Origin of the sequence: Algimonas arctica, assembly GCF_014652695.1 — a bacterium.
Classification (GTDB): Bacteria; Pseudomonadota; Alphaproteobacteria; order Caulobacterales; family Maricaulaceae; genus Litorimonas; species Litorimonas arctica.
On sequence record NZ_BMZH01000001.1, the window covers coordinates 244690 to 267228 of the forward strand.

Below are 22539 nucleotides of genomic sequence, written 5' to 3' on the forward strand. Positions count from 1 at the left end.
AGTATTTTAGATGAATCTATTTCAAAATAATTTGGGCGGGAATCAGATTGAAAAACTTGTTCCGCAGCCGCAATTGGCCGTCGCGTTCGGGTTATTGATCTTGAACGCGGCGCCGATCAGCTCGCGGGAATAGTCGATTTCTGAGCCTGTCAGGAATTCGAGGCTCATTTCATCGATCACAACGCGAGCGCCGTCGCGTTCGATGAGCAGATCATCATCATTTACGGCGTCAGCAAAGCCGAAACGGTAGGAAAAACCCGAACAGCCGCCGCCATCCACGGCCACGCGGAGCAGACGTTTGGCGCCTTGTTTGACCATAATCGCATTGATCTGCTTCGCCGCAGAGGCGCTGAGTGTGATCGGTGTGGTTTGGGTAGCCGTTTCAGTCATAGGCCCTATATAGCGTGCAAATGCACAAGTGAAAGGCCGCCGCACGTCTGGCCGCCGAATGAGAGGTAGACTGTGACAGTCTTCAAGCCGACCCGCCAAACCCGCGCGCCCTACGCATCAGACCCTTATAATGCGCGGGGTCGGGCGATCCCGCAGCCCAGCAAGTCGGAACGTAGCCCGTTTCAGCGCGATAAAGACCGAATTATCCACTCTTCTGCCTTTCGTCGCCTCAAAGGCAAAACACAGGTTTTCGTGGCGCATGAAGGCGATTATTACCGGACCCGCCTGACTCATTCGATTGAGGTCAGCCAAATTGCCCGCTCAATCTCGCGGGTTTTGGGCTTGGATGAAGATCTCGCCGAATGTTTGGCGCTGGCCCATGATTTGGGTCATACGCCGTTTGGTCACTCCGGCGAAGACGCGCTCTCCAAAGCGATGGCGCCTTACGGCGGGTTCGATCACAATGCACAGACGCTGCGGATCGTGACGCATTTAGAAAGCCGCTATGCTGAATTTGATGGGCTAAATCTGACGTGGGAGACGCTCGAAGGTATTGCCAAACATAACGGCCCCGTCGTCGTGCGCGAAGCGGACTATAAAACGCTGCCGTGGGCGTTGCGGGCGATACCGGATTATCAAGGTTTAGAGCTGCACACTTACGCGGGGCCAGAGGCGCAGGTCGCCGCTATCTCTGACGATATTGCCTATATCAACCACGATATTGATGATGGGCTTCGGGCCGGGTTGTTCTCGGTTGAAGACATTATGGACGTCCCGTTTGTTGGCGAGGCCTTTGCTGATGTGCGCTGTCGCTATCCGGACATTTCGCGTGACCGGATGATCCATGAGGCCGTGCGCGATATGATCGGTTATATGGTGGCGGATGTGCTGGCGGAAACGCGCCGTCGCCTTGATAAACATGATCCGCAAAGCCCAGACGATATTCGTCACCTTCCTGAAGCGATCTGTGAGTTCAGTGCTGAGTTCCGCGAAAAGGAACGTCCGCTGCGAAAATTTCTGATGACACGTATGTATCGTCACTATCTCGTCAACCGTATGATGGGGCAGGCGTCGCGTGTCGTGGAAGAATTGTTCGGTCTAGTCATTTCCGACCCGTCGCTCTTGCCGACGGAGGTGCAATTGAACTGTGCGGGGTCGCACACGCCTGAAACCGCGCGGGTTGTTTGCGACTATATTGCATCGATGACAGATAATTTCGCGATCACTGAACATCGCAAACTCTTCACGGCGACGGTATATCTCGGCGGGTAGGCTGCAATAAGTCTTTAACCTACACCCGAGATTCCCGTAGGTCGTCAACAAGACGCCGCATTTGGGTTGCGATATAGTTTTAGGAAGCATGAGCGATTCGCAAGACGCGAACGCTGATGAGGGGATAGATGGATGAGCGCTGATGGGCCTGAATTCAATCCGGGAATGCAACCGGACGAACCGCTGACGCCGTTTGATGTGACACGCACATCAGAGCGAGCCGGGCTGCTTAAGCTCGTCATCGGTTTCGGTATATTGCTGGTTCTCGCGTTCATCGTGTTGAAGCTTTATCAACCGGGTGTGCGTGACCGCGGTGATCCGCCATTGATCACGGCGGAGAACACGCCGTTTAAAATCGTCCCCGAAGACGCTGGTGGTATGCAAACCCCGGATCAGGACAAAGAAGTCTTCGAAGTCATGTCCGGCAATAATCCGAGCACCGATGTCATCACACTTCCGCCGCCAGAGCAGCCCGTAGAGATGCCACAGCCCTCACAAGAGCGGCCGCAGGTTCAACCTACCCCGGATCCTGTTCGCCCCGCGCCGACGCCGGCTATTCAAGAGCCCGTGACACGCCCTGTTGTCACGCCGCCCGCGCGCGAGACACCGAGCCAACCCGTCGCAGGGAACTCTGAATGGATTGTGCAAGTGGCCTCACTTCGCAGTCAGGCCGAAGCCGAAGCGACCTATGCCGCCATCCGGGCCAAGAATAGCGCGATCCTATCGTCCTATCGCTCTGATATCGTTCGAGTCGATCTGGCGGAGAAGGGGATTTATTACCGGGCGCGCGTGGCGGGCTTTGGTTCTCGGGAGGATGCTAGCGCGACGTGCGACCGTCTGAAGGCCGCCGGTCAATCCTGTTTCGTGGCGCGGCGCTAGGGTGAGCCAGCTTGCCGCTATTCTCGGCCTGTCAGGGCCGCGGCTAACCGTTAGCGAAAAAACGTTTTTCCGCGATGCCGATCCGTGGGGCTTTATCCTGTTCTCGCGAAATGTGGATAATCCGGACCAAATTTATCGGCTTTGCAGCGATCTTCGTAACGCTGTCGGGCGTGACGCGCTCGTGTTCGTTGATCAAGAAGGCGGACGGGTTCAACGGCTCAAAGCGCCGCATTGGCGCGCCTATCCAACAGGGGCGACCTATGCGTCGCTCTATAATGATGATGAAGAGACGGGGAAACGTGCCACGTTTCTGGGCCACCGCCTGATAGCCGATGACCTGCGGGCTGTCGGGATAACGGCGGATTGCGCGCCCGTTTTGGATTTGCCGCAACCCGGATCTGATCCGATCATTTCGGACCGTGCACTAGGCGACCGCACGGACCAGATTATTGATCTTGCCCATGCGGCGATGTCGGGACTGATGCAAGGCGGTGTCGCGCCTGTGGTCAAACATATTCCCGGGCATGGCCGTGCGACCGTCGATAGCCACCTGTCACTTCCCCGTATCGACACCAGCCGGGCGTTACTGGAGCGCACTGATTTTGTACCGTTTCGAAAGCTGGCTGACGCGCCGATGGCGATGACGGCGCATGCAGTTTACACAGTCGTAGATGATCAACCCGTGACAACATCGGCCAGCGCGCTCAAAGACTTAATCCGTGATTCCATTGGGTTTGATGGCCTGTTGATGTCGGATGACCTCGATATGAAGGCGCTTTCCGGACATAGTTTAGTGTCCAAGACAGAGGCCGCTTTATCGGCAGGATGCGATATTGCTCTGCAATGCTCCGGACAGATGCCCGATATGATTGACGTCGCCAAAGGCTGTAAACCCCTAGAGGGCAAAGCCTTGGAGCGAGCGAAAATCGCCGAGAATTCAACAAACTATGCGGAAAACTATGATCGGGAAGAGGCCGAAGCGGAGTTTGATAGCATACTGTCGCCCTTCGTATGATCGTCGTGACGGAAGACTTTGAAGAAGACCTTTTCTTCGACGCCTCGGATGCGGCTGAAGACAGCGAAGATGCGCTTCTGCTGGACATTGATGGGTTTGAGGGTCCGCTTCACTTGCTGCTTGAACTCGCGCGAAAACAGAAAGTCGACCTCGCACGCGTGTCGATTTTAGAGCTTGCTGAGCAATATTTGCATTTCATCAAAACGGCGCAGGACCTCCGGATTGAGCTGGCCGCTGATTATCTCGTCATGGCCGCGTGGTTGGCCTATCTTAAGTCCCGCTTGATCCTGCCGAGCGAAAAGGCTGAGAACGAAACCCCTGAAGCGCAAGAGCTCGCGGCGATGTTGGCGTTTCGCTTGGAGCGACTGGACGCCATGCGCCGCACGGTCAGCGGCTTGATGCGTTTGCCTAAAACCGGGCAGGAAATTCTTGTGCGCGGCGCGCCTGAAGGCCTTCGATCTCGCACAACGCCTTTGTTCGAAGCAGAACTATTTGATTTATTGAAAGCCTACGGCACGTCCCGAACACGCTCCGCCTTTCAACACCATACATTGCCTAAGCCGAAAGTGCTAAGCATGGAGGAGGCGAGAAATCGATTGAAACGCGCGATGGCAAATACACGCGTGGACTTGTCTCAGTGGACAGAAATGGACAGTTTGATTGATCGCCGTAATTTATCGGATGATGTGCCGCAAAGCTCGGTTAAAGCTTCCTCACTCCTCGCAGGGCTTGAGCTTGCCAAAGAAGGCGATATTGAACTCCGTCAAACCTCCGCCTTTCAACCCATATATTTGCGGACTACCAATAAGGGCGGATCATGACCCGACCGACATCAGATCGGCTCGACAAAGCCACCGCCGGGATCGAGGACGATATTATTCGACTCTCGGAGCGGTTGAAACAATCAGGTGAGGGAGACCCTCTTCCGCGTGACCTGCGCTTGCTCGAAGCCTTACTCTTTGCGGCGTCAGAACCGATTGATGTCGCGACGTTGCGGGATCGGATGCCCAAAGACACAGATGTCGGTATGCTGCTCGCACGGCTGCAACGCGATTACGCGGACCGCGGGATCAACCTCGTCTCAATAGCGGACCGGTGGCGCTTTCAAACAGCTCCGGATTTAGCGAGTAATCTCATTGATGTGCGTGAAGCACCACGGAAGCTCTCGAAGGCGGCGTTAGAAACACTCGCGATTATTGCCTATCATCAACCCGTCACCCGTGCCGAAATCGAAGATGTGCGTGGTGTGGCTGTCTCAAAAGGGACTTTGGATGTGCTGATGGAATTGGGCTGGGTTCGCTTGCGGGGCCGCCGCCGAACGCCGGGCCGTCCTGTGACTTATGGCTCAACCGAAGGGTTTTTGGCCCATTTCAACCTCGAACAGATCAGCGATCTTCCGGGACGTGATGAGTTGAAGGCGGCTGGCTTGCTTGATCCGCGCCTGCCAAAAGACTTCGAAATGCCGGAGCCATCCATGTTGGATACGTTGCAAAACGACGAAGATCCGCTGGAAATGGACACAGAAGATGCTGAGTTTTTCGCAGATTTCTTGGCGGATGATGACGATTGAGTGATATTGCGTCGACAATACCCGCCCAACTGATTGGGCGCGATTGACCCACTGCCTCCCGGCCACTAGAGATAAGCCATGTTAACAGCACATCCCATCGGCATCATTGCTATTATCGTTATTGCCTTACTGGTATTTGGCGGACGCGGCAAAATTAGCAATATTATGGGTGACTTGGGTAAGGGCATTACGTCCTTCAAAAAGGGGCTGAAAGACGAAGTCGGCGATGCAAAGACCGCAGACGTTGACCCAGCCGATGACGCGCTGGACGTTACACCCCGTAAGAAAGACTAGGCTCAGCCCATGCTCCCGTCCTTCGGTTTCGGGGAAATGGTGGTCATTGTCCTGCTCGCCATTATTGTCGTCGGTCCGAAAGACCTTCCTAAAGTCATGCGCAAACTCGGCAACTTCATGGCTCGCATTCGCGCGATGGGGCAGGAATTTAAAGATGCGTTCGATGATATGGATGCGGATGATGAGATTAAATCTCTACGCGCTGAAATCGAACAAATGAAAAGCCTCGGCTATTTAGATGATGAACTCCAAGACGATATCCTCGATTTGAATACGGAATTGCGTGACGCGACTGACCTGTCCTCAGACAAGACATGACAGACCCGGCTAAATTAGAGACGGATCAACCGGACGCAGATGAGGTCGAATCCTCCCGCGCGCCCTTGCTCGAACATCTTAACGAACTCCGCTCCCGCATGATCAAATCGGTTTTGGGCGTTGTGGGCGGGATGATCTTATGTGCGCCGTTTTTGAATTATATTGTCGATTGGCTGCTGTGGCCGTTTGAGCAAGCGATTATCCGTTACAATGTCCGTATGGTGGATTTGGGCAAGCCTATCCTGGATATGGAAATCATCGCGACGCAGCCGTTGGAAACCTTCTTTGTGAAGTTAAAGATCGCAATGTTTGGCGGAATCGTGATCGGATTTCCGATCATCGCCTATCAAATTTACCGTTTTGTCGCGCCGGGGCTGTACAAGAATGAGAAGGGCGCATTTCTCCCCTATCTGATTATGAGCCCGGTTTTGTTCGTCGCGGGGGCGTGCCTCGTTTTCTTCTTTGTCTTTCCTTTCGTCATGGAATTTGCGTTGGGGCAGCAGGCCATTGGGGGCGGGCAAGAGATCAAGCTTCTGCCGCGGATCGCAGATTATCTTAAACTGTCCACGACGCTCTTTCTCGCCTTTGGCATGTCGTTCCAACTGCCCGTCATTCTATCGCTTTTGGGGCGCGCAGGGATTGTCAGCGCGGCGCAACTACGCAGTTGGCGCAAATATGCGATTTTAGGCATTGCCGTATTCGCTGCGTTCGCGACACCGCCCGACCCGATCACGCAATTCATTCTCGGCGGTGCGATCTACCTGCTGTATGAAATATCAATTCTGGCTGTAAAAGCCGTTGAGCGCAAAGCTGAGCCAGATACGCCAGTTTAGCGGTTCCTTAACGCTGATAATCTTATCCTTAGCCGAAACATTGGATAGGATACGTCATGCGCCAGCTTCTTTTGGTTGCCCTTATTTCATCACTAGCCCCATCGGCTTTCGCACAAGCGCATGATTTATCAGCGCCAACTGGGTTGATCGTTGAGGCAAACCATCCTGCCGAAGTCACAGCCTCGGTCCAAGTCACGCCCGCAACCTCAGTTACGCCCCCAGCGGTGGCGAAAACCGAACTGCAAAAAGAGGCTGAACGCATTGCCGTTTTCCGGAACGCAATGGGCCTTGATAATCCTACGCCCAGCCCCGTTTTGACACCAACTCCGCTTCAGGCAAATTCTGTTCAGGCTCCCGCGGCGCCAAACGGGCTGCAACCGATGAAACTTTACGACACACCTGCGACAGGCGTGGTCCACACAGTCGTCAAAAAAGACACGCTTTATAATATCTCTAAACGCTACGGCGTGACGGTCGTTGAACTCAAGCAGGCGAACCAACTTAGTGGCTCCGCTATTCAACTTGGACAAAACTTGCTGATCCCCGTCCAGAAACAGGTTGTGGCGGCGAACACCCCCAACCTTCGCACGGTAACGCAGCCCATCGCCCCAGCGCTGGAGACTGAAACAGACACGAAATTAGCAGCGGACCCTGTCCATCGACGGATCATGGCCTATGCTGTTTTGTCCGGGGATACGCTGGCGGCGATTGCGCGGCGGACCTGTGTTTCGGAAGATCGGCTCATCAGTGGAAACGATTTGTCTAACCCTGACAAACTCAGTCCGGGGCATATGCTGTCACTTCCTGAGGACCATTGTCTAGCGCAATAGCGTTTAATCCCCGTCATCCTGACGCGATTGCTTGCGGATAGCGCGATCGCCCTTATATAGCCGCCAAACACTCATTGTCGGAGAGTCTCTCTCCGACACGACTTGCAGGCGGAGCCTCCTATGTTCATGACGCTGATCCAACAGGCCACTCCAGCAGGCGGGGCGGGAACAGCCGTCGGTGGCCAGTTCCTGATGCTCGCCGTCATCGGCTTGATTTTCTACTTCCTGCTCATTCGTCCGCAAAGCCAGCGGATGAAAAAGCACAAGGCGATGCTGAGTGAAATTGCGAGAGGCGATGAAATCGTCACCAATGGCGGTTTGATCGGCAAGGTCAAAAAAGTCTCTGACGATGACCTGACGATCACTGTGGCCACAAATGTTGATGTGAAGGTCGTTCGGACCATGATTGCGGATGTGCGTAATCGCAAATCCGCTGCGAACGATTAGGCCCGGCGTCGATGCTATTTTTCTCGCGCTGGAAGACGTTCTTCATCATCGGGCTGGTTGCGCTCGGCATTATATTTGCCGCGCCCAACGCGATGAAGCCTGAGACACGAGCGAACCTTCCAGGGTTCATGCAGAAAACGATCAACCTCGGCCTCGATTTGCAGGGCGGGGCGCACATGCTGCTCGAAGTCGATTTGTCGAGCGTGCTGCAACAAGCGCTGGTGAATGAACGCACAGGTATTCTCACCGAGCTCCGCGACTCAAACCTTCGTGCCGATACGATTCGAATAACGAACGGTATTGTTGTTGGTAAAATGCGCCGCGCCGAAGATCAGGCCGCAGCCTTGGATATTGTTCGCGCGTTGAGTGTCCCTGTTGACCCGTCGCAGATTGGCTCTCCGAAAACAACAATTGTCACACCTGTCGGGAATGACGGTTTTTCAGTTGAAATCACAGCCGCGCAAATTGAATTCATCCGTAAACGCACGATTGATCAGTCGATCGAAGTGCTGCGTGACCGGATTGATCCGTCGGGGACAACAGAAATGACGTTGGTTCGCGAAGGCGATGACCGCATTTTGCTACAAGTTCCCGGTGCCAAAAACATCGACGAAATCAAGGCTGCCATTAATAAGACGGCCAACCTGTCTTTCCACTTGGTCCACGGCGACAGCAACAATGAGCGGGCTTTGCGTCAAGCGATGGAAACATTCGACCCTGTTACGGGTGAAGCGCGCTTAGCCAGTATTGGGACGCGCTATTTCCCCAATGAAGATGGCGCTGGCGGTCTGATTGTTGAAGAAAGCACGCGGATCACGGGGGAGTGTCTTGAGAATAGCTCGCCGGGTGTTGATCCGGACCGGGGCAATCCGATTGTGAACTTCAAGTTTAATTTCCGTTGTTCCCGCCTATTTGGTGAGATGACAGCACGAAACATTGGTCGTCCCTTCGCCGTTGTTTTGGACGGTCAGATTATCACGGCACCGAATATCCGGTCGGCTATCACGGGTGGACGTGGTTATATTGAAGGTAGCTTCACGCCTGACTCCGCGTCTGAACTGTCCCGCCTCCTAAACGCCGGCGCGCTTCCAGCAAAGCTCTTGATCGTCGAAGAACGCACGGTCTCTGCTGAGTTGGGTGAAGCGTCGATCCGCGCCGGGCAGGTGGCATCTGTCATCGGTCTTTTGGGTGTGGCGATCTTTATGTGGCTCTCTTACGGACTCCGTTTTGGGACAATTGCTGTCTTAGCACTGGCAACGAACATTGCCTTGATTGCGGCGGCCCTTACGATTTTGGGTGCGACACTGACCTTGCCCGGGATTGCCGGGATTATCCTGACGATCGGGATGGCGGTGGATGCAAACGTGTTGATTTTCGAACGTATTCGCGAAGAAACTTACAATGGTCGTCCGCCTGTCAACGCGATTGAGACGGGCTATCGCCGCTCTCTTGCGCCGATTTTGGATGCCAACATCACAACAATGATCGCGGCGATCACTCTTTATTTTGTTGGCTCAGGCCCGGTTCGCGGCTTTGCCGTGACGCTGGCCATCGGGATTGTCACGTCGGTCTTTACCGCCGTTGTCTTTGCCCGCTTGCTGACGGCAACATGGTTGCGCGGGACGCGACCTAAAACATTGCCGATCTAGGATAAGACTATGCGTGATATTTCACTCGTCAAATTCCTGCCGGTTGAGCCGCGCGTTCCATTCGTCAAATTACGAATTGGTGCGGCTGTTTTGTCAACTATCGCAGTTGTCTTTTCGCTGTTTCTGTTTCTTACAAACGGATTGAATTACGGCATCGATTTTTCTGGGGGCGTTGTCACGACCGTAGATTTCGGACAGGCTCCGCCGTCTGACGTGCAGGGTTTGGTGCAAGAAGAGTTCACGGGATCGACGGTGCAGAATATTTCGCAACCTGCGGGTTCTGCCATCATGTACGATTATCTGCGTATTAGTCTGCCGTTGCAAGATGAAGACTTGGCAACCGAGGGTGAGACGGCTGATGCTGATGAAATCAGACAGGCTCAGACGGATGCTCAACAGATTGCTCAAAAAGAGCTGATTGATTTCCTTGAGAGCCGATATGAAACGGTCCGTATTGATGCGACGGAAACTGTGTCCGGCAAGGTTTCGGGTGAACTCCGTCGCAAAGGTCTGCTCGCGGTCATTCTCGCGCTTGGCTTTGTTCTTGCCTACATCTGGTTCCGATTCGAGTGGCAATTCGGTGCGGGCGCGGTTGTTGCGCTGTTGCACGATGTTATTTTGACGCTCGGTGTGTTCGAGCTGTTCCAGATCGAATTTAACCTCGCCATTATCGCTGCTATCCTGACCATTGTCGGGTATTCATTGAACGATACGGTGATCGTTTATGACCGTATTCGTGAAAACCTCCGCAAGTTTAAGAAAATGCCTTTGGTCGACATCATTAATGTGTCGATTAATGATACGCTGAGCCGGACTATTTTGACGTCTGTCACCACATTACTTGCTCTGACAGCTCTTTTCATTCTCGGTGGACCGGGTCTGCGCGGATTCTCATTCGCGATGATCTGGGGCGTGATTGTTGGGACTTACTCGTCAATCTTTGTCGCCAGCCCGATGTTGCTTATGCTCAACCTTAAGCGCGGGTCTCGGGTCGACGCGCCGAAAGACGCCGAATCCCAGACGGCGTAATATTGATCACGGCGACGCTGCGCTGCGTCGCCGGATTATAGGGACCCCGTTCCGCCTCAAACGTTGAGGTCGGGCTGTCTCCCGAAAAAAACCCATAGACGGGCCTATAATAAGGTGGAGCCGGAACATAGCTCACGCTAACGGCTCGCGCGGGTTTCAAAAACCTCGACAATTGTAAACGCGAGCGCCACAGTCGCGCTATGGAACTCGCTGGCTCGCACTATTTCACTGAAATAAGAGACACGCAGGCGTGGCGATCCCGCGGCCTTCTGGCTCTCTATTGTTTTGGTGTGGCAAGTTTGATTGCCGCAATCGTCACATTCATTGCGCATAATTGGACTTATCTTGGCACAGGGATGAAACTCGGCGGTTTGGGCGCGGCACTCATTATCTGCGCGGGTCTGTGGGTCATCAAAGGTTTCGACCGACCCAGCGCGCAGAGTTTTGGCATTGCTGTGCAAGTGTTGATTGGTGTCTGGCTCGCGGCAGCGGGACAACTTTATCAAGCTCCCGGTGGGTTACAGGACTTATTACTGACATGGGCCGTTCTAGGCGTGCCCTTCGTTCTGGTTTCACGCTCAGCGCCGCATTGGGCCGTCTGGTTTGGGGTCATCTGGCTTGCTGCCATTTCGCCCATGGGGTTGGAGGTGCTCGCCGCCGTTGGTCCCGATTGTCTGGATGCGATATGGCTGGCGGGCGCCGTGATCTTGGGTGCGGGCGTCATGGGATCGCTTTATAAACGCAGTCCGGTTTGGCTCTCGGCTTTGTTAGCCATTGGGCTCGGCATACTGTGCATTGGCGCAAGCTGGCTCGGCCTATTTGATGCCAAGCGGTTAGGTCAGTTTGGGCCGTCTCTCATTGCTTTAGTCCTGCTCGGGGTGACGGGATGGCGTTCTTACGCCCTGAAAGTTGCGTCCCCGACCGCCATTATCGCGAGTGCCGTCGCCATTGTCTGTGTGTCGATCTTTGGCGAGCTAATTTCGGGTGTGTTTGACGAGCCTGTCTTGTTTTTCTTCCTCATGACCGGATTGGTCTGCGCCGCGACCTTTGGGTTGGTGGTGTTCTTTAAACACCTCAGAGTGTTCATTGATGCGGATGAACCGGACACTGATGGAGCTGATACGGACCCTTGGTATATGGACGCCTTAATCGGGGCTGGTGGGGTTTTAACGGCGGGCTTTGCGTGCGGATTGATCGGGGCAGTCATAGGCCTATCGGGTCTGATGGAGAGCAATTGGGGCGTGTCCTTGTCGATTATCGGCGCAGGCGTTTACGCTCTGTCGATTGCCATTAGGCAGAGACAACCAGGCCAGTTCATCCGGTTTATGTTTGGGACGTTTATCCTTGCTTGGATGAGCTGTCTGGCCTTGGGTCTGGGTGAAGCTGCGAGTGAAACTTTCGTTGCCGGACTTGTTTTGTTGGGGCTCTCCATTGTGACGGTCTGGCTTGTCTCCGGAGACAGGATTTTGTCCGCGCTCATGGCTGTTTCGGCCTGTATCGGGATGGCTTTCATTATTACCGAATTGTTGGGTCAAAGTTGGGATGTTGCTGTCCTTATGTGTGTCTACACAGTTTTGGGACTGGTCTTCAGTACGGTCTTGTTGCGGGGCCGAGTACATATCCACCTTACGGCGGTCTTCCTCATCGCGGCAATAGCGACAGGATTGATTGCGGGGATGGATATGGGTCATTTGGCTGACTCGAGTTGGACGCTGATTGATATTGTGAATGGCCTACTCGCTGCGGCGGGAGGGGCATGGCTTTGGCTTCGCTATGTTCGGTCAACGGGACTGACTTGGCCGATCTTTGTCGTTTTGATCGTCATAGCCATCATTCTACCGACCGGCGCAGTCCCGGCCATGCTGCTGCTCATGTTGGCGTATTCAATCGGATCACGGGCTCTATTCTTGATCGGCGTGATTGCAATGGCGTGGTTCCTGTTCTCCGCTTATTTTGATCTTTCCATGACCTTGATCGCGCTCTCAGGCATCATGGCAACGGTCGGGGTCGGATTGCTCGGGATTTGGGCCTTCGCCAGCAAACGCGTGGAGATCGCGTCATGATCCGGATTGCGCTAGTTATTGTTGGCCTTCTGTTGTGTGGCTGGAAATTTACTTCGGGTTTTGTCGCGGCTGAAGCGATCCGGCAAAACGGGGAAGAGATTCTTTTCGAATTAGCGCCCGTTGATCCGCGGGACTTGTTTCTCGGCGATTATATGACGCTTAATTATGATCTAGGTTTGGATGGTCGCTGGGACGAGGAGAGCGCAGACTTTGATAGGCCTATTCCAGAAGAGCCTGACGCGGTGTCTGGCGTTGGCGTTGTCAAAATCACAGACGGGGTTGCCACATTTGTGAGGTTCGATGCGTTAAGCCCGCTGGCCGAAGATGAACGGCTGATCCGCTTCACGAAAAGACGGCGTTGGGCGCGTGTCTCTATCGGCGGCGACCGCTACTATTTCCAATCAGGCACCGGTGATCGGTTTGCGGAGGCTGAATACGGCATCTTTCGTGTCATGCCCGATGGTCGCGCGCTTTTGTCTGGACTCGCAGATGAAAAAAAACGCCCCATCCTGATTGCAGGAGAGGCGCCTTTAAAAATCTTAGAGGACTAAAGATTACTTCAGATTGCTCTCTGCGAAGTCCCAATTGACCAGTTTTTCAAGAAAACTATTCATATAGGAAGGGCGTGCATTCTGGTAATCCAGATAATAAGCGTGTTCCCACACATCCATAGTCAGCAGTGGCGTGACGCTTTCGCCTTCGACAGGTGTGTGAGCATTGGCCGTATTGGTCACATCAAGTGTGCCGTCACTTTTTTGAACGAGCCAGGCCCAACCAGAACCAAACTGGCTGCCGCCCTTATCTTTGAACGCGGTCACGAAATCCTCGTAGCTACCGAAGTCGCGGTCAATCATTTCACCAATTTTACCGCTCGGCTTGCCGCCACCATTAGGCGACATTGAGTGCCAATAAAATGTGTGGTTCCACACCTGAGCGGCATTGTTGAATAAGCCGCCTTCTGAAGCTTTGACGATCTCTTCGAGGCTCATGCTCTCATATTTTGTGCCCTCGATCGCGGCATTCAGCTTATTGACGTAAGCTTGGTGATGTTTGCCATAGTGATAGTTCAGCGTCTCTTCGCTGATCGTTGGTGCGAGCGCGTCGCGTGCATAAGGAAGGTCGGGAAGTTCGAAACTCATAATCATCTCCTGATGGGTTACTAATCTTTACGCAAAGGCCTGCGCAATGTTCCTGAATAGGCTGAAATTGGTCGCATAGACTCAAGACCCGCCAGTGATCGCAAATAATCCGAGCCCATGCTGCGAATGACTGACCTTTCCGGCGGATGGTCTTGCGTCTTATATATTCGATAGGCATTTGGCACAGGTTCCGCAAGACGCAGCAAGGACGCATGTGCCCATTGATATCAACAGCTCAGTAATTGACCGATTGGACGGGGTGGACCCGGACAGAATGCGCGCTGCGCGGCTGGCCGATCCCGACATTCGGGACCGTCTGTTTGCGCTCTATGCTTTTCATGCGGAACTCGCCAAAATTCCGGAGCTGGTGAGTGAGCCCATGATGGGACAGATTCGCTATCAATGGTGGCGGGATTGTCTGAACGAAATTTACGGAGCAGGTCCGGTACGGACCCACGAGGTCAGCACGCCGTTAGCTGCGATGGTGTCGCAAAGCGGAATTAGCCGCTTCATGCTCGACCGGATCATTGATGGCCGCGAACGCGATCTCGACCCGACACCCTTTGCGACGATTCAAGCGGCAACAGATTATGCGGACGTCACATCAGGCGCTTTGGCGCAGGCGGCCGTCATGATTTGCCGCGGTGAGGGCGGTTTGATTGCTGGACGCGCGTGGGGTTTGACGGGGTTGGCGCGCAGTTACCGATACTATGCGGAGGGAATGTTGAGCGAAGTGACGTTTGGCGATCTGCTGGCCGCGAGTTCAGAAGCTTATTCTGACGCACGGGTCGGCGCGGTAAAGACCGCGATGCCAGCGCTGGCCTATGTGTCGCTCGTTCCCGGTTTTATTAAAAGGATGCGCCGCATCGAGTATAAGGCGAAGACCGATGTGCCGGGCTACGCCCCGTTCTCAAAACAGTTCAGAATGCTCGTAAGCGTGGCGCGCGGACGGCTCTAGGCCGACCACGCCTTTAAATCGGTCAACGCCCGCTCTGCCATCACGCGACGCTTCAGACGGGTCTTTTCTTTGCCTCGAATCCGGGATCCATCCGCACGACGATAAGTCGGCGGGTCTATCGGCGGGAACAGGCCGAAATTTACGTTCATCGGCTGAAACTTGGCCTTTGGTCCGGACATAAATCCCCCGGTGACATGTTCGACGAGCGCGCCGAGGGCCGTCGTGACGGGCGGTGCGGATACAGTCTCGCCTTTCGCCTGTGCTGCCGCCATACGGCCCGCGATCAAGCCGAGGGCCGCGCTTTCGACATAGCCTTCCACGCCCATGATTTGTCCGGCGAAGCGTAAATCTGGACGCGACTTCAAACGGAGCTGACCGTCGAGCAATTTCGGGCTGTTGATGAAGGTGTTGCGGTGGATGCCGCCAAGGCGGGCGAAGACGGCTTTTTCCAAGCCGGGGATCATCCGGATCACATCGGCTTGTGAGCCATATTTCATCTTTGTCTGAAACCCGACCATATTATAAAGCGTGCCGAGCCCATTATCTTGGCGGAGCTGCGCGATCGCGTAAGCTTTGACTGTCGGATTGTGGGGGTTGGTCAGGCCAACAGGTTTCATTGGGCCATAGCGCAATGTTTCCGGTCCGCGGGACGCCATCACTTCAATCGGAAGGCAGCTCTCAAAATAAGGCGTGTCTTTTTCAAACTCTTTAAATTCGGTTTGCTCGGCTTCGATGAGTGCATCAATGAAGGCCAGATATTGATCCTTATCGAGCGGACAGTTGATATAATCCGCGCCGTCGCCGCCCGGTCCCTTTTTGTCATAGCGCGATTGAAACCACGCTTTGTCAAAATCGATACTATCCTTGTAAATGATCGGGGCAATCGCATCGAAAAAGGCGAGGGAGTCGACGTCGGTTTCGGCCAAAATAGCATTTGCAAGCGCGTCGGACGTTAGCGGCCCTGTGGCGATAATAGAATTGCCCCATTCTGCAGGCGGTAGGCCCTGTACTTCGCCATATTCGATGGTGATGTTCGGGTGCTGGCTGAGCATGGTCGTTACAGCCTCTGAGAAAGCCTCACGGTCAACTGCTAAAGCCCCGCCCGCAGGGAGGCGAAACAAATGGCCCATGCCCATAATGACTGAGCCGTTGCGCCGCATTTCTTCGTGCAAGAGCCCAACGGCATTGCCGAGATGATCATCAGAGCGGAAACTATTGGAACAAACGAGTTCAGCGCAGCCGCTGGTCTGATGTGCCGCGGTCATACGGTGCGGTCGCATTTCGTGTAGTATTACGGGCACGCCCGCTTCGGCGACTTGCCAAGCGGCTTCTGATCCAGCGAGGCCAGCACCGATAATATGGACGGGGTTTATCATAGGCCGCGACCTATGCGGACTAGATAGATTTCGCAACCAAACCCGACAGATAGGCGTGCGTGTTGTCAGCGCAGGTAGCTCGCGCTAGAGGTGTATTCAGGGAGACCAACATGTTGCCATTAGAGCCAACGCCTTATTCGAAAGATTACGAAATCACCGATGCCATGTTCGGGGCTTTTCGGTCGCCGGGGGGCATGCCGTTTTTCTGGAAATTGCTTGGTTGGGGGACGTTGCTGTTTACCGTCATGGGGTTGTTGTTGATTAAGCCGATGTTGGAGTCTTATGTCGATATAATCCGCATCGGCATTATGGTGGAAACAGATCCGGACCAAGCGGCACGAATGTTTGGCGTTATAGGCCAATTTTTCTTCCAGATAATTCTATTCTTGTTCGGTTACACGTTGGGTGTCGCGCTAATCCGAGCCGCTTTCTTCAGAGCTTACTATTACGACGATTTCGGCGGTACGATCCCATTCAAATTGGGCGCGGATGAAGTACGACAGTTCTTAGCTTACTTAGGGTTTTACGCTGTGATCATGGTGTTCATTCTCTTGCTGACACTCGCAGTCATGATCCCCAGTTCTATTATTGCGGCAGTAAGCAGCGGTGAGTCCGTGGCTGTTATGGTGCTCATAATGATAGTCCTCTACATTGCTATGATCGCGGGATATATTTGGATTGGTGTTCGTTTGTCCTGCGCCAGCGCACTGACCGCTTTTAACGGTCGCACGCATGTCCTTGCCGCGCGCTATGTATCCAAAAATCGTTTCTGGGCACTCTTTGGGTCGATACTTGTCGCGGGCATAATGGGTTATGTGGCGAGCAATATAGGGACAACATTGGGTATGCAGTTGGCCTTTCCGGACTTGAGTTTTGCTGAGTATATTAAATTATCAAGTGGGCTGGATTCCGAATCCACTCTGGAAACTTTGGAACGTCTGTCTGAATCAGCGTCGTTCAATGTCATGTCTGTTTTGGCGATTATTCTAATCAGCGTAGGTTATTCATTTTACAACCTCCTGCTCTCGGGTCCACAGGCTTATTTCACTCGGCAATGGGCGGAAAGCGGGGCGGCGGCGTATGAGGACAGCCATCCGTAACGGGAGAGGTCGCATGCTAATTTCGAAGGGCCTCCTTCTTGTCATTTTGTTGATTTTTGCGCCTCTCTTTGCGCAAGCAAAGACGCCACCGGAAGTGCTGCAACCGTATAAACAATATGTTTCTGCGCTTGAAGCGGGCGATGTTGACGAAGCCGGCGCGCGTGCAGAGCAGGCCTATAACGCGGCCTTGAGAGAGCTCGGTCGCGACGACCCCCTCATTGGCACGCTAGCGCATAATTTGGCAGACCTGCTCTATGACGACCCTGACAGACAAATAAAACTCTACCGTCAGGCAATCGCTCTGACACCGATGATGAACGCAGACGATATTATCATCGTCGCACAACGTTGGGTGGCCTTGGGGCAGGCACATGCCGTTCGTCCGGTCAGCCCCCTCGTGGACTTTAAATCGAGCGCGAAAGACATTTCAGAAGGGTGGGAGTTTATTGAAGAACAGTCGTTACAAGATACGACATTCGGGGGTGAAATGATGGTTCTAAAGGGGTGGGCTGCAGCGTCTCTGAATAAAGTGGATGAAGCGCTCAGTTGGTATGAAAAAGCCGATGTCATTTTTTCCGGCCCGAACCATGAATATTTTAGCCTGCTTGAATATATGAACAAGGTGCTCCGGGGTAAAACTCTCATCGTTTATGATCGCAACATCGAAGGCGCGATCGTTTTGCAGGACGTGATGCAAAATTTAGAAGGAAAACTTCCGGCCGACCACCCCTACGTCAAGGATGCTTTTAATACGTGGCTCTGGGCTCGCTCTAAGATTGAACAGTCTGGGGATACAGAAAATGCGGCAACAGCCGGTGTTTGCAAATGTTGGCCCTACGATGAGATATCGAAAAAAGCGCCTGTCCCGATTGTTCGTATGCCACCAATCATGCCGTCTGCCGCAAAGCGGTCAGGCCGGGTTATGATGCGGTTTTCTGTCTCGAGAGATGGGAGTCCTGAAGATATCGAAATCATCGGTTACACCGACAAAGTTTTCATACGGTCTGCGTCCAGGGCGATTAAAAAGTGGAAGTATGATGTGAACGAAGATCATTCGTATGTAGATCTTCAAAAAATCGTCACAACTATTTCGTTTCTATTGATGACGGAAAGAGGCAAACTTTTACCTGAAAATGAGATGACGATGCTCCTCAATGTGGGAGAGTAGCTGAGGCTTTAGAAACGGTCAGAAATCTTCGGACCTGCCGCTACTTACTCCGCGGAGGAACGAGCCGCCGCCTTTTCCAACATAGGCTTGAGATAGCGTCCGGTCCAACTGCCTGCAATCGCAGCAATATCCTCAGGCGTTCCAACGCCCACGACTTCGCCGCCGCCGTCACCGCCTTCGGGACCAATATCAATGACCCAGTCGGCCGTTTTCACAACGTCGAGATTATGCTCGATGATGATCATGGTGTTCCCAGTGCCGACGAGTTCTTGCAGCACCGTCAGCAGCTTGTTGACGTCTTCAAAATGGAGGCCCGTTGTGGGTTCATCCAAAATATAGAGCGTGCGGCCTGTGGCGCGTTTTGACAGTTCTTTGGCCAGTTTAACCCGCTGGGCTTCGCCGCCAGACAGCGTGGTCGCTTGCTGCCCGACTTTGATATAGCCAAGTCCGACGCGTTGCAGCGTGACCATCTTATCGCGAATGGACGGCACAGCTTTGAAGAAGCCAGCCGCCTCATCAATATCCATGTCGAGCACGTCCGCGACGGACTTACCTTTGAACTTAATCTCGAGCGTTTCGCGATTATAGCGAGCGCCCTTGCAGACATCGCAGGTGACATAGACGTCTGGCAGGAAGTGCATCTCGATCTTGATCACGCCGCCGCCTTGGCAGGCTTCGCAGCGTCCGCCTTTGACGTTGAACGAGAATCGACCCGGCTTGTAGCCCCGTGTCTTGGACTCGGGCAGGCCCGCGAACCAATCCCGAATTGGAGTAAAGGCCCCGGTATAGGTCGCCGGGTTGGAGCGCGGCGTCCGACCAATGGCCGATTGATTGATGTCGATCACCTTATCAAGCTGGTCGAGGCCGAGGATGTCGCGATGCGGCATCGGAGGCTTTGTCGCTTTGTTCAGCTTGCGCGCAGCGGATTTGTAGAGCGTTTCAATTGTGAGCGTTGACTTACCCCCGCCCGACACACCCGTGACGCAGGTCATCACGCCAAGCGGAAAATCCACATCGACATTTTTAAGGTTGTTGCCGGAGGCGCCTTCGACACGGATGACTTTTTTCGGATTGATCTTGCGCCGTTGAGTCGGAATAGCAATTTCCTTCGCGCCGGTCAGATATTGCCCCGTCAGCGATTTCTTTGACCGCATGATTTGGTTGGGCGTGCCGCTGGCGACAACTTCGCCGCCATGAATGCCGGCTTTCGGTCCCATATCGACAACATAATCCGCCATGAGAATCGCTTCTTCATCGTGTTCAACGACGAGGACCGTGTTGCCGAGATCGCGCAGCTCTTGGAGTGTTTCGAGGAGACGCGCATTGTCCCGCTGATGCAGTCCAATAGACGGCTCATCCAAGACATAGAGAACGCCCGTAAGGCCTGAGCCAATTTGTGAAGCGAGGCGGATGCGTTGACTTTCGCCGCCAGACAATGTTCCGGACCCGCGACCGAGCGTGAGATAATCCAGCCCGACAGCATTGAGAAATTTTAGACGATCCGTGATTTCCTTTAGGATCCGTTCCGCAATTTCCATGTCTTTAGCAGAAAGTTTTGTCTTCAGGTCCTCAAACGTTTCCAAGGAATGCGCGATGCTCATATCGCCCGGTTGAGCGATATCCATCATGTCGACTTTGACGGACAGCGCTTCGGGCTTGAGGCGACGGCCGGCGCAACTGTTGCAGAGCGAATCGGACATATACTTGGACAGCTCTTCTCGCCGCCATGTGCTTTCCGTCTCGCGATAGAGCCGCGACAGGTTGGGCACCACGCCTTCGAATGATTTCTTGGTTTTATAGGTTCGGCGACCGTCCTTAAATTCAAATTGTATTTTCGTGCCGCCCGTCCCGTTCAGAACAACGGATTTGGCCTTTGCTGGCAAGTCTTTGAACGGGGTCTTGGTCGAGAAATCATAGTGATCAGCGAGCGCTTGTAATGTCTGAGCGTAAAGACCGGACGGCGTTTTCGACCAGGGCAAAATCGCGCCTCCGGCAAGGCTGCGGCTCATATCCGGGATAACTAAATCAGGATCAAATTTTAGTTCTTTGCCCAGCCCGTCACAGGTCGGGCAGGCCCCTTGGGGGGAGTTGAATGAGAACAAGCGCGGTTCTATTTCTTCGAGCGTAAAGCCGGATACAGGGCAGGCGAACTTGGCGGAAAATGTCAGGCGTTTTTCGGAGTCATCGGCATTTTCAGCAATCGCCAATCCATCCGCAAGCCGGAGCGCTTGTTCCAGCGAGTCGGCCAAACGCGTCTCGACACCGGGGCGCACAACCACGCGATCGACAACGACATCGATATCTTGCTTGAATTTCTTGTCGAGCACTGGGGCCTCTTCGAGGCGAACCAACTCCCCATTGATCTTGGCGCGTTGATAACCCGTCTTCATCCACTCGGCGATTTCCTTGCGAAACTCACCTTTGCGGTTTCGGACAACGGGCGCGAGCAGATAGAGTTTTGTGCCGTCTGGCATCGCCATGATTAGGTCCACCATCTGGCTTACGGTTTGACTTTCGATGGGAAGCCCCGTTGCCGGTGAATAGGGCACGCCAACACGCGCCCACAGGAGGCGCATATAGTCGTAAATTTCCGTGACTGTTCCGACGGTCGAGCGCGGGTTCTTAGAAGTCGTTTTCTGCTCAATCGAAATGGCCGGGGAGAGACCGTCGATACTATCGACATCCGGCTTGCCCTGTAGCTCTAGGAATTGGCGCGCATAGGCAGACAGGCTCTCGACATAGCGCCTCTGTCCTTCCGCATAGATCGTATCAAACGCGAGGGAGGATTTGCCAGAGCCAGACAGCCCTGTGATGACGACTAACTTGTCGCGCGGCAGATCGATATTCACGTTTTTCAGATTATGCTCGCGCGCGCCGCGAACCTGAATATGTTTACTCATGGCCATGTGGTCATTCCCGGCGGTTGGTCTTTTACGCGATACGTGTTGTTTACGGCTGAGCGTCGAAATCGTTCAAGGAACATTTCGTGAACATACCTGATAGTCAAAACGTCGTCGTCGGACAAGCGATCTATCAGCCTCTATATATCTTCACATGAAATAGGGATTGCCCACATTGTTTTGTAGGCCTGCGACTCGACTCTTCTCAGAGTCCTTCGCAAAAGGCTGTGCCGGACGGTCTTGCAATGGGAACGAAACCGGAACATAATAATTTTTAGCGCACGCCGGGCGAAGTGATCCGGCGCATCCGAAAGGCGAAGGAATATAGTATGGCAGGATCAGTTAATAAGGTCATCTTGATCGGCAATGTCGGCACTGACCCCGAAATCAGAACATTCGGAAATGGCGGCAAGGTTGCGAACCTGTCGCTCGCCACGTCGGAAAGCTGGCGTGATAAGCAGTCCGGCGAAAAGAAAGAAAAGACGGAATGGCATCGTGTCGCTGTCTTTGGCGAAGGTCTCGTCGGTGTGATCGAGCGTTATGTCAAAAAAGGCTCCAAGCTCTATATCGAAGGCAAGTTGCAGACCCGCAAATGGCAGGACCGTGACGGCAATGATAAATATACGACCGAGATCGTCTTACAGGGTCCGGGCACAAACCTGACGATGCTCGATAGCCGTAATTCCAGTGGCGGTGGCGGTGATTATGGTGGCGGCGGTGGAAACATCGGCGGCGGAGGTGGCGGAGGCTACAACCAAGACAGTGGTCGAGGCGACTATGATCAAGGCGGCGGCTCACGCTCCGCCTCCAAAATGGACGGCCCGAAACAAGACTTTGATCTGGACGATGAAATCCCGTTTTAGAGGGTTCGACATGATCACGGATTTGGGGCGCTTCGGCGCCCTTTTTCTTTCCGGCATGATCTATGGTATAAACTCATAAGGGAGAGAGTATGACTTACGTTGATGTGTTTGTGGCCGCCGTGCCGCACAAGAATAAGGCCGAGTATATCCGCCACGCGGAGGCCTTTGCGAAAATGTTCAAACGGCAGGGGGCCATAGCCTATTCCGAAGCGTGGGGTGACGATGTGCCGGACGGGACTGTGACTTCCATGCCGATGGCGGTTCAGAAGACAGAGGATGAAGACGTTGTCGTTGGCTGGACGATTTGGCCGGATAAAACGACACGCGACGCCGGTTGGGCTGCGGCGGAGAGTGATCCGACCATGGCTGAGTTTGGATCAACGATGCCGTTTGATGGCAAGCGCATGATTTACGGCGGGTTCAATCAAATCGTGAGCGGGTAGCGC

23 protein-coding genes are annotated in these 22539 nt (G+C 53.8%); 19 read left to right on the forward strand and 4 right to left on the reverse strand.

Translation table 11 applies throughout. The annotated features are described in order from the left end of the window. Positions 1-42: 42 nt before the first annotated feature. On the reverse strand, positions 43-390 hold the full coding sequence (erpA, locus tag IE105_RS01170; RefSeq protein ID WP_189494502.1) for an iron-sulfur cluster insertion protein ErpA: 348 nt from the start codon (positions 388-390) through the stop codon (positions 43-45). A 72-nt stretch (positions 391-462) separates the two neighbouring features. On the opposite strand from erpA, the gene IE105_RS01175 reads away from it, so the two are divergent. From IE105_RS01175 to IE105_RS01240, 14 genes are all read left to right on the forward strand, one after another. Further along, a complete protein-coding gene (locus IE105_RS01175) occupies positions 463-1662 on the forward strand; it encodes a deoxyguanosinetriphosphate triphosphohydrolase (protein ID WP_189494504.1) in 1200 nt (399 codons plus the stop codon). Positions 1663-1794: 132 nt separating this feature from the next. Then, positions 1795-2541 (forward strand): SPOR domain-containing protein, encoded by a 747-nt coding sequence (locus IE105_RS01180; RefSeq protein ID WP_189494506.1) that lies wholly within the window; start codon positions 1795-1797, stop codon positions 2539-2541. Between the two features lies 1 nt (position 2542). Further along, positions 2543-3556 carry a beta-N-acetylhexosaminidase gene (gene nagZ / locus IE105_RS01185; RefSeq protein ID WP_189494508.1) on the forward strand — a complete coding sequence of 338 codons (1014 nt, stop codon included), beginning with the start codon at positions 2543-2545 and terminating at the stop codon, positions 3554-3556. Next, positions 3553-4377: a segregation and condensation protein A gene (locus IE105_RS01190; RefSeq protein ID WP_233353915.1), complete on the forward strand. Its 825-nt coding sequence runs from the start codon at positions 3553-3555 to the stop codon at positions 4375-4377. The genes nagZ and IE105_RS01190 overlap by 4 nt, the downstream gene beginning before the upstream one ends. Beyond that, complete coding sequence (gene scpB, locus IE105_RS01195) at positions 4374-5126, forward strand: SMC-Scp complex subunit ScpB (RefSeq protein ID WP_189494510.1); 753 nt, start codon at positions 4374-4376, stop codon at positions 5124-5126. The genes IE105_RS01190 and scpB overlap by 4 nt, the downstream gene beginning before the upstream one ends. Before the next feature lie 78 nt (positions 5127-5204). Further along, complete coding sequence (locus tag IE105_RS01200; RefSeq protein ID WP_189494512.1) at positions 5205-5420, forward strand: twin-arginine translocase TatA/TatE family subunit; 216 nt, start codon at positions 5205-5207, stop codon at positions 5418-5420. 9 nt (positions 5421-5429) lie between these two features. After that, positions 5430-5738, forward strand: coding sequence for a Sec-independent protein translocase protein TatB (tatB, locus tag IE105_RS01205; RefSeq protein WP_189494513.1), 309 nt, complete (start codon positions 5430-5432; stop codon positions 5736-5738). After that, entirely contained in the window at positions 5735-6571 is an 837-nt protein-coding gene (gene tatC / locus IE105_RS01210) for a twin-arginine translocase subunit TatC (protein ID WP_189494515.1), read from the forward strand. The genes tatB and tatC overlap by 4 nt, the downstream gene beginning before the upstream one ends. 56 nt (positions 6572-6627) lie before the next feature. Beyond that, positions 6628-7401 (forward strand): lytic transglycosylase, encoded by a 774-nt coding sequence (locus tag IE105_RS01215; RefSeq protein ID WP_189494517.1) that lies wholly within the window; start codon positions 6628-6630, stop codon positions 7399-7401. 120 nt (positions 7402-7521) lie between these two features. Next, positions 7522-7848 (forward strand): preprotein translocase subunit YajC, encoded by a 327-nt coding sequence (gene yajC / locus IE105_RS01220; protein ID WP_189494519.1) that lies wholly within the window; start codon positions 7522-7524, stop codon positions 7846-7848. Positions 7849-7859: 11 nt separating this feature from the next. Then, complete coding sequence (gene secD / locus IE105_RS01225; protein WP_189494521.1) at positions 7860-9497, forward strand: protein translocase subunit SecD; 1638 nt, start codon at positions 7860-7862, stop codon at positions 9495-9497. 9 nt (positions 9498-9506) lie between these two features. Further along, positions 9507-10526, forward strand: coding sequence for a protein translocase subunit SecF (gene secF / locus IE105_RS01230; RefSeq protein ID WP_189494523.1), 1020 nt, complete (start codon positions 9507-9509; stop codon positions 10524-10526). Between the two features lie 200 nt (positions 10527-10726). Beyond that, positions 10727-12589, forward strand: a complete 1863-nt coding sequence (locus IE105_RS01235) for a DUF2157 domain-containing protein (protein WP_189494525.1) — start codon at positions 10727-10729, stop codon at positions 12587-12589. After that, the gene (locus tag IE105_RS01240; RefSeq protein ID WP_189494527.1) at positions 12586-13140 is read left to right on the forward strand and encodes a GDYXXLXY domain-containing protein; all 555 of its coding nucleotides are present in this window, start codon (positions 12586-12588) and stop codon (positions 13138-13140) included. The genes IE105_RS01235 and IE105_RS01240 overlap by 4 nt, the downstream gene beginning before the upstream one ends. A gap of 3 nt (positions 13141-13143) precedes the next feature. Here the strand turns inward: IE105_RS01240 and IE105_RS01245 are convergent, their stop codons facing one another. After that, on the reverse strand, positions 13144-13728 hold the full coding sequence (locus IE105_RS01245) for a superoxide dismutase (RefSeq protein WP_189494529.1): 585 nt from the start codon (positions 13726-13728) through the stop codon (positions 13144-13146). 214 nt (positions 13729-13942) lie between these two features. Between IE105_RS01245 and IE105_RS01250 the strand changes: the two genes are divergently transcribed. After that, positions 13943-14686 carry a squalene/phytoene synthase family protein gene (locus IE105_RS01250; protein WP_189494531.1) on the forward strand — a complete coding sequence of 248 codons (744 nt, stop codon included), beginning with the start codon at positions 13943-13945 and terminating at the stop codon, positions 14684-14686. Here IE105_RS01250 and trmFO read toward each other — a convergent pair. Next, positions 14683-16062 (reverse strand): methylenetetrahydrofolate--tRNA-(uracil(54)-C(5))-methyltransferase (FADH(2)-oxidizing) TrmFO, encoded by a 1380-nt coding sequence (gene trmFO, locus IE105_RS01255; RefSeq protein WP_189494532.1) that lies wholly within the window; start codon positions 16060-16062, stop codon positions 14683-14685. The genes IE105_RS01250 and trmFO overlap by 4 nt on opposite strands. A 110-nt stretch (positions 16063-16172) precedes the next feature. Between trmFO and IE105_RS01260 the strand changes: the two genes are divergently transcribed. Then, entirely contained in the window at positions 16173-17162 is a 990-nt protein-coding gene (locus IE105_RS01260; protein WP_189494534.1) for a hypothetical protein, read from the forward strand. A 13-nt stretch (positions 17163-17175) separates the two neighbouring features. Next, positions 17176-18330: an energy transducer TonB gene (locus IE105_RS01265; protein ID WP_189494536.1), complete on the forward strand. Its 1155-nt coding sequence runs from the start codon at positions 17176-17178 to the stop codon at positions 18328-18330. Between the two features lie 44 nt (positions 18331-18374). On the opposite strand, the gene uvrA is transcribed toward IE105_RS01265, so the two are convergent. Next, positions 18375-21236, reverse strand: coding sequence for an excinuclease ABC subunit UvrA (gene uvrA, locus IE105_RS01270; protein ID WP_189494538.1), 2862 nt, complete (start codon positions 21234-21236; stop codon positions 18375-18377). Between the two features lie 323 nt (positions 21237-21559). Between uvrA and ssb the strand changes: the two genes are divergently transcribed. Together ssb and IE105_RS01280 are read left to right on the forward strand one after the other, a co-directional pair. Beyond that, the gene (gene ssb / locus IE105_RS01275; protein ID WP_189494540.1) at positions 21560-22093 is read left to right on the forward strand and encodes a single-stranded DNA-binding protein; all 534 of its coding nucleotides are present in this window, start codon (positions 21560-21562) and stop codon (positions 22091-22093) included. A gap of 89 nt (positions 22094-22182) precedes the next feature. Further along, the gene (locus IE105_RS01280; protein ID WP_189494542.1) at positions 22183-22536 is read left to right on the forward strand and encodes a DUF1428 domain-containing protein; all 354 of its coding nucleotides are present in this window, start codon (positions 22183-22185) and stop codon (positions 22534-22536) included. Positions 22537-22539 lie beyond the last annotated feature (3 nt).

Bases quoted from the DNA above. Each gene is read 5' to 3' on its own strand.
- tatB (WP_189494513.1), top strand. From the start codon at position 5,430: ATGCTCCCGTCCTTCGGTTTCGGGGAAATGGTGGTCATTGTCCTGCTC.
- erpA (WP_189494502.1), bottom strand. From the start codon at position 390: ATGACTGAAACGGCTACCCAAACCACACCGATCACACTCAGCGCCTCT.
- trmFO (WP_189494532.1), bottom strand. From the start codon at position 16,062: ATGATAAACCCCGTCCATATTATCGGTGCTGGCCTCGCTGGATCAGAA.
- secD (WP_189494521.1), top strand. From the start codon at position 7,860: ATGCTATTTTTCTCGCGCTGGAAGACGTTCTTCATCATCGGGCTGGTT.
- IE105_RS01200 (WP_189494512.1), top strand. From the start codon at position 5,205: ATGTTAACAGCACATCCCATCGGCATCATTGCTATTATCGTTATTGCC.
- uvrA (WP_189494538.1), bottom strand. From the start codon at position 21,236: ATGGCCATGAGTAAACATATTCAGGTTCGCGGCGCGCGCGAGCATAAT.
- IE105_RS01235 (WP_189494525.1), top strand. From the start codon at position 10,727: ATGGAACTCGCTGGCTCGCACTATTTCACTGAAATAAGAGACACGCAG.
- IE105_RS01265 (WP_189494536.1), top strand. From the start codon at position 17,176: ATGCTAATTTCGAAGGGCCTCCTTCTTGTCATTTTGTTGATTTTTGCG.
- IE105_RS01260 (WP_189494534.1), top strand. From the start codon at position 16,173: ATGTTGCCATTAGAGCCAACGCCTTATTCGAAAGATTACGAAATCACC.
- IE105_RS01215 (WP_189494517.1), top strand. From the start codon at position 6,628: ATGCGCCAGCTTCTTTTGGTTGCCCTTATTTCATCACTAGCCCCATCG.
- IE105_RS01245 (WP_189494529.1), bottom strand. From the start codon at position 13,728: ATGAGTTTCGAACTTCCCGACCTTCCTTATGCACGCGACGCGCTCGCA.
- scpB (WP_189494510.1), top strand. From the start codon at position 4,374: ATGACCCGACCGACATCAGATCGGCTCGACAAAGCCACCGCCGGGATC.
- IE105_RS01180 (WP_189494506.1), top strand. From the start codon at position 1,795: ATGAGCGCTGATGGGCCTGAATTCAATCCGGGAATGCAACCGGACGAA.
- secF (WP_189494523.1), top strand. From the start codon at position 9,507: ATGCGTGATATTTCACTCGTCAAATTCCTGCCGGTTGAGCCGCGCGTT.
- IE105_RS01240 (WP_189494527.1), top strand. From the start codon at position 12,586: ATGATCCGGATTGCGCTAGTTATTGTTGGCCTTCTGTTGTGTGGCTGG.
- ssb (WP_189494540.1), top strand. From the start codon at position 21,560: ATGGCAGGATCAGTTAATAAGGTCATCTTGATCGGCAATGTCGGCACT.
- IE105_RS01280 (WP_189494542.1), top strand. From the start codon at position 22,183: ATGACTTACGTTGATGTGTTTGTGGCCGCCGTGCCGCACAAGAATAAG.
- IE105_RS01190 (WP_233353915.1), top strand. From the start codon at position 3,553: ATGATCGTCGTGACGGAAGACTTTGAAGAAGACCTTTTCTTCGACGCC.
- yajC (WP_189494519.1), top strand. From the start codon at position 7,522: ATGTTCATGACGCTGATCCAACAGGCCACTCCAGCAGGCGGGGCGGGA.
- tatC (WP_189494515.1), top strand. From the start codon at position 5,735: ATGACAGACCCGGCTAAATTAGAGACGGATCAACCGGACGCAGATGAG.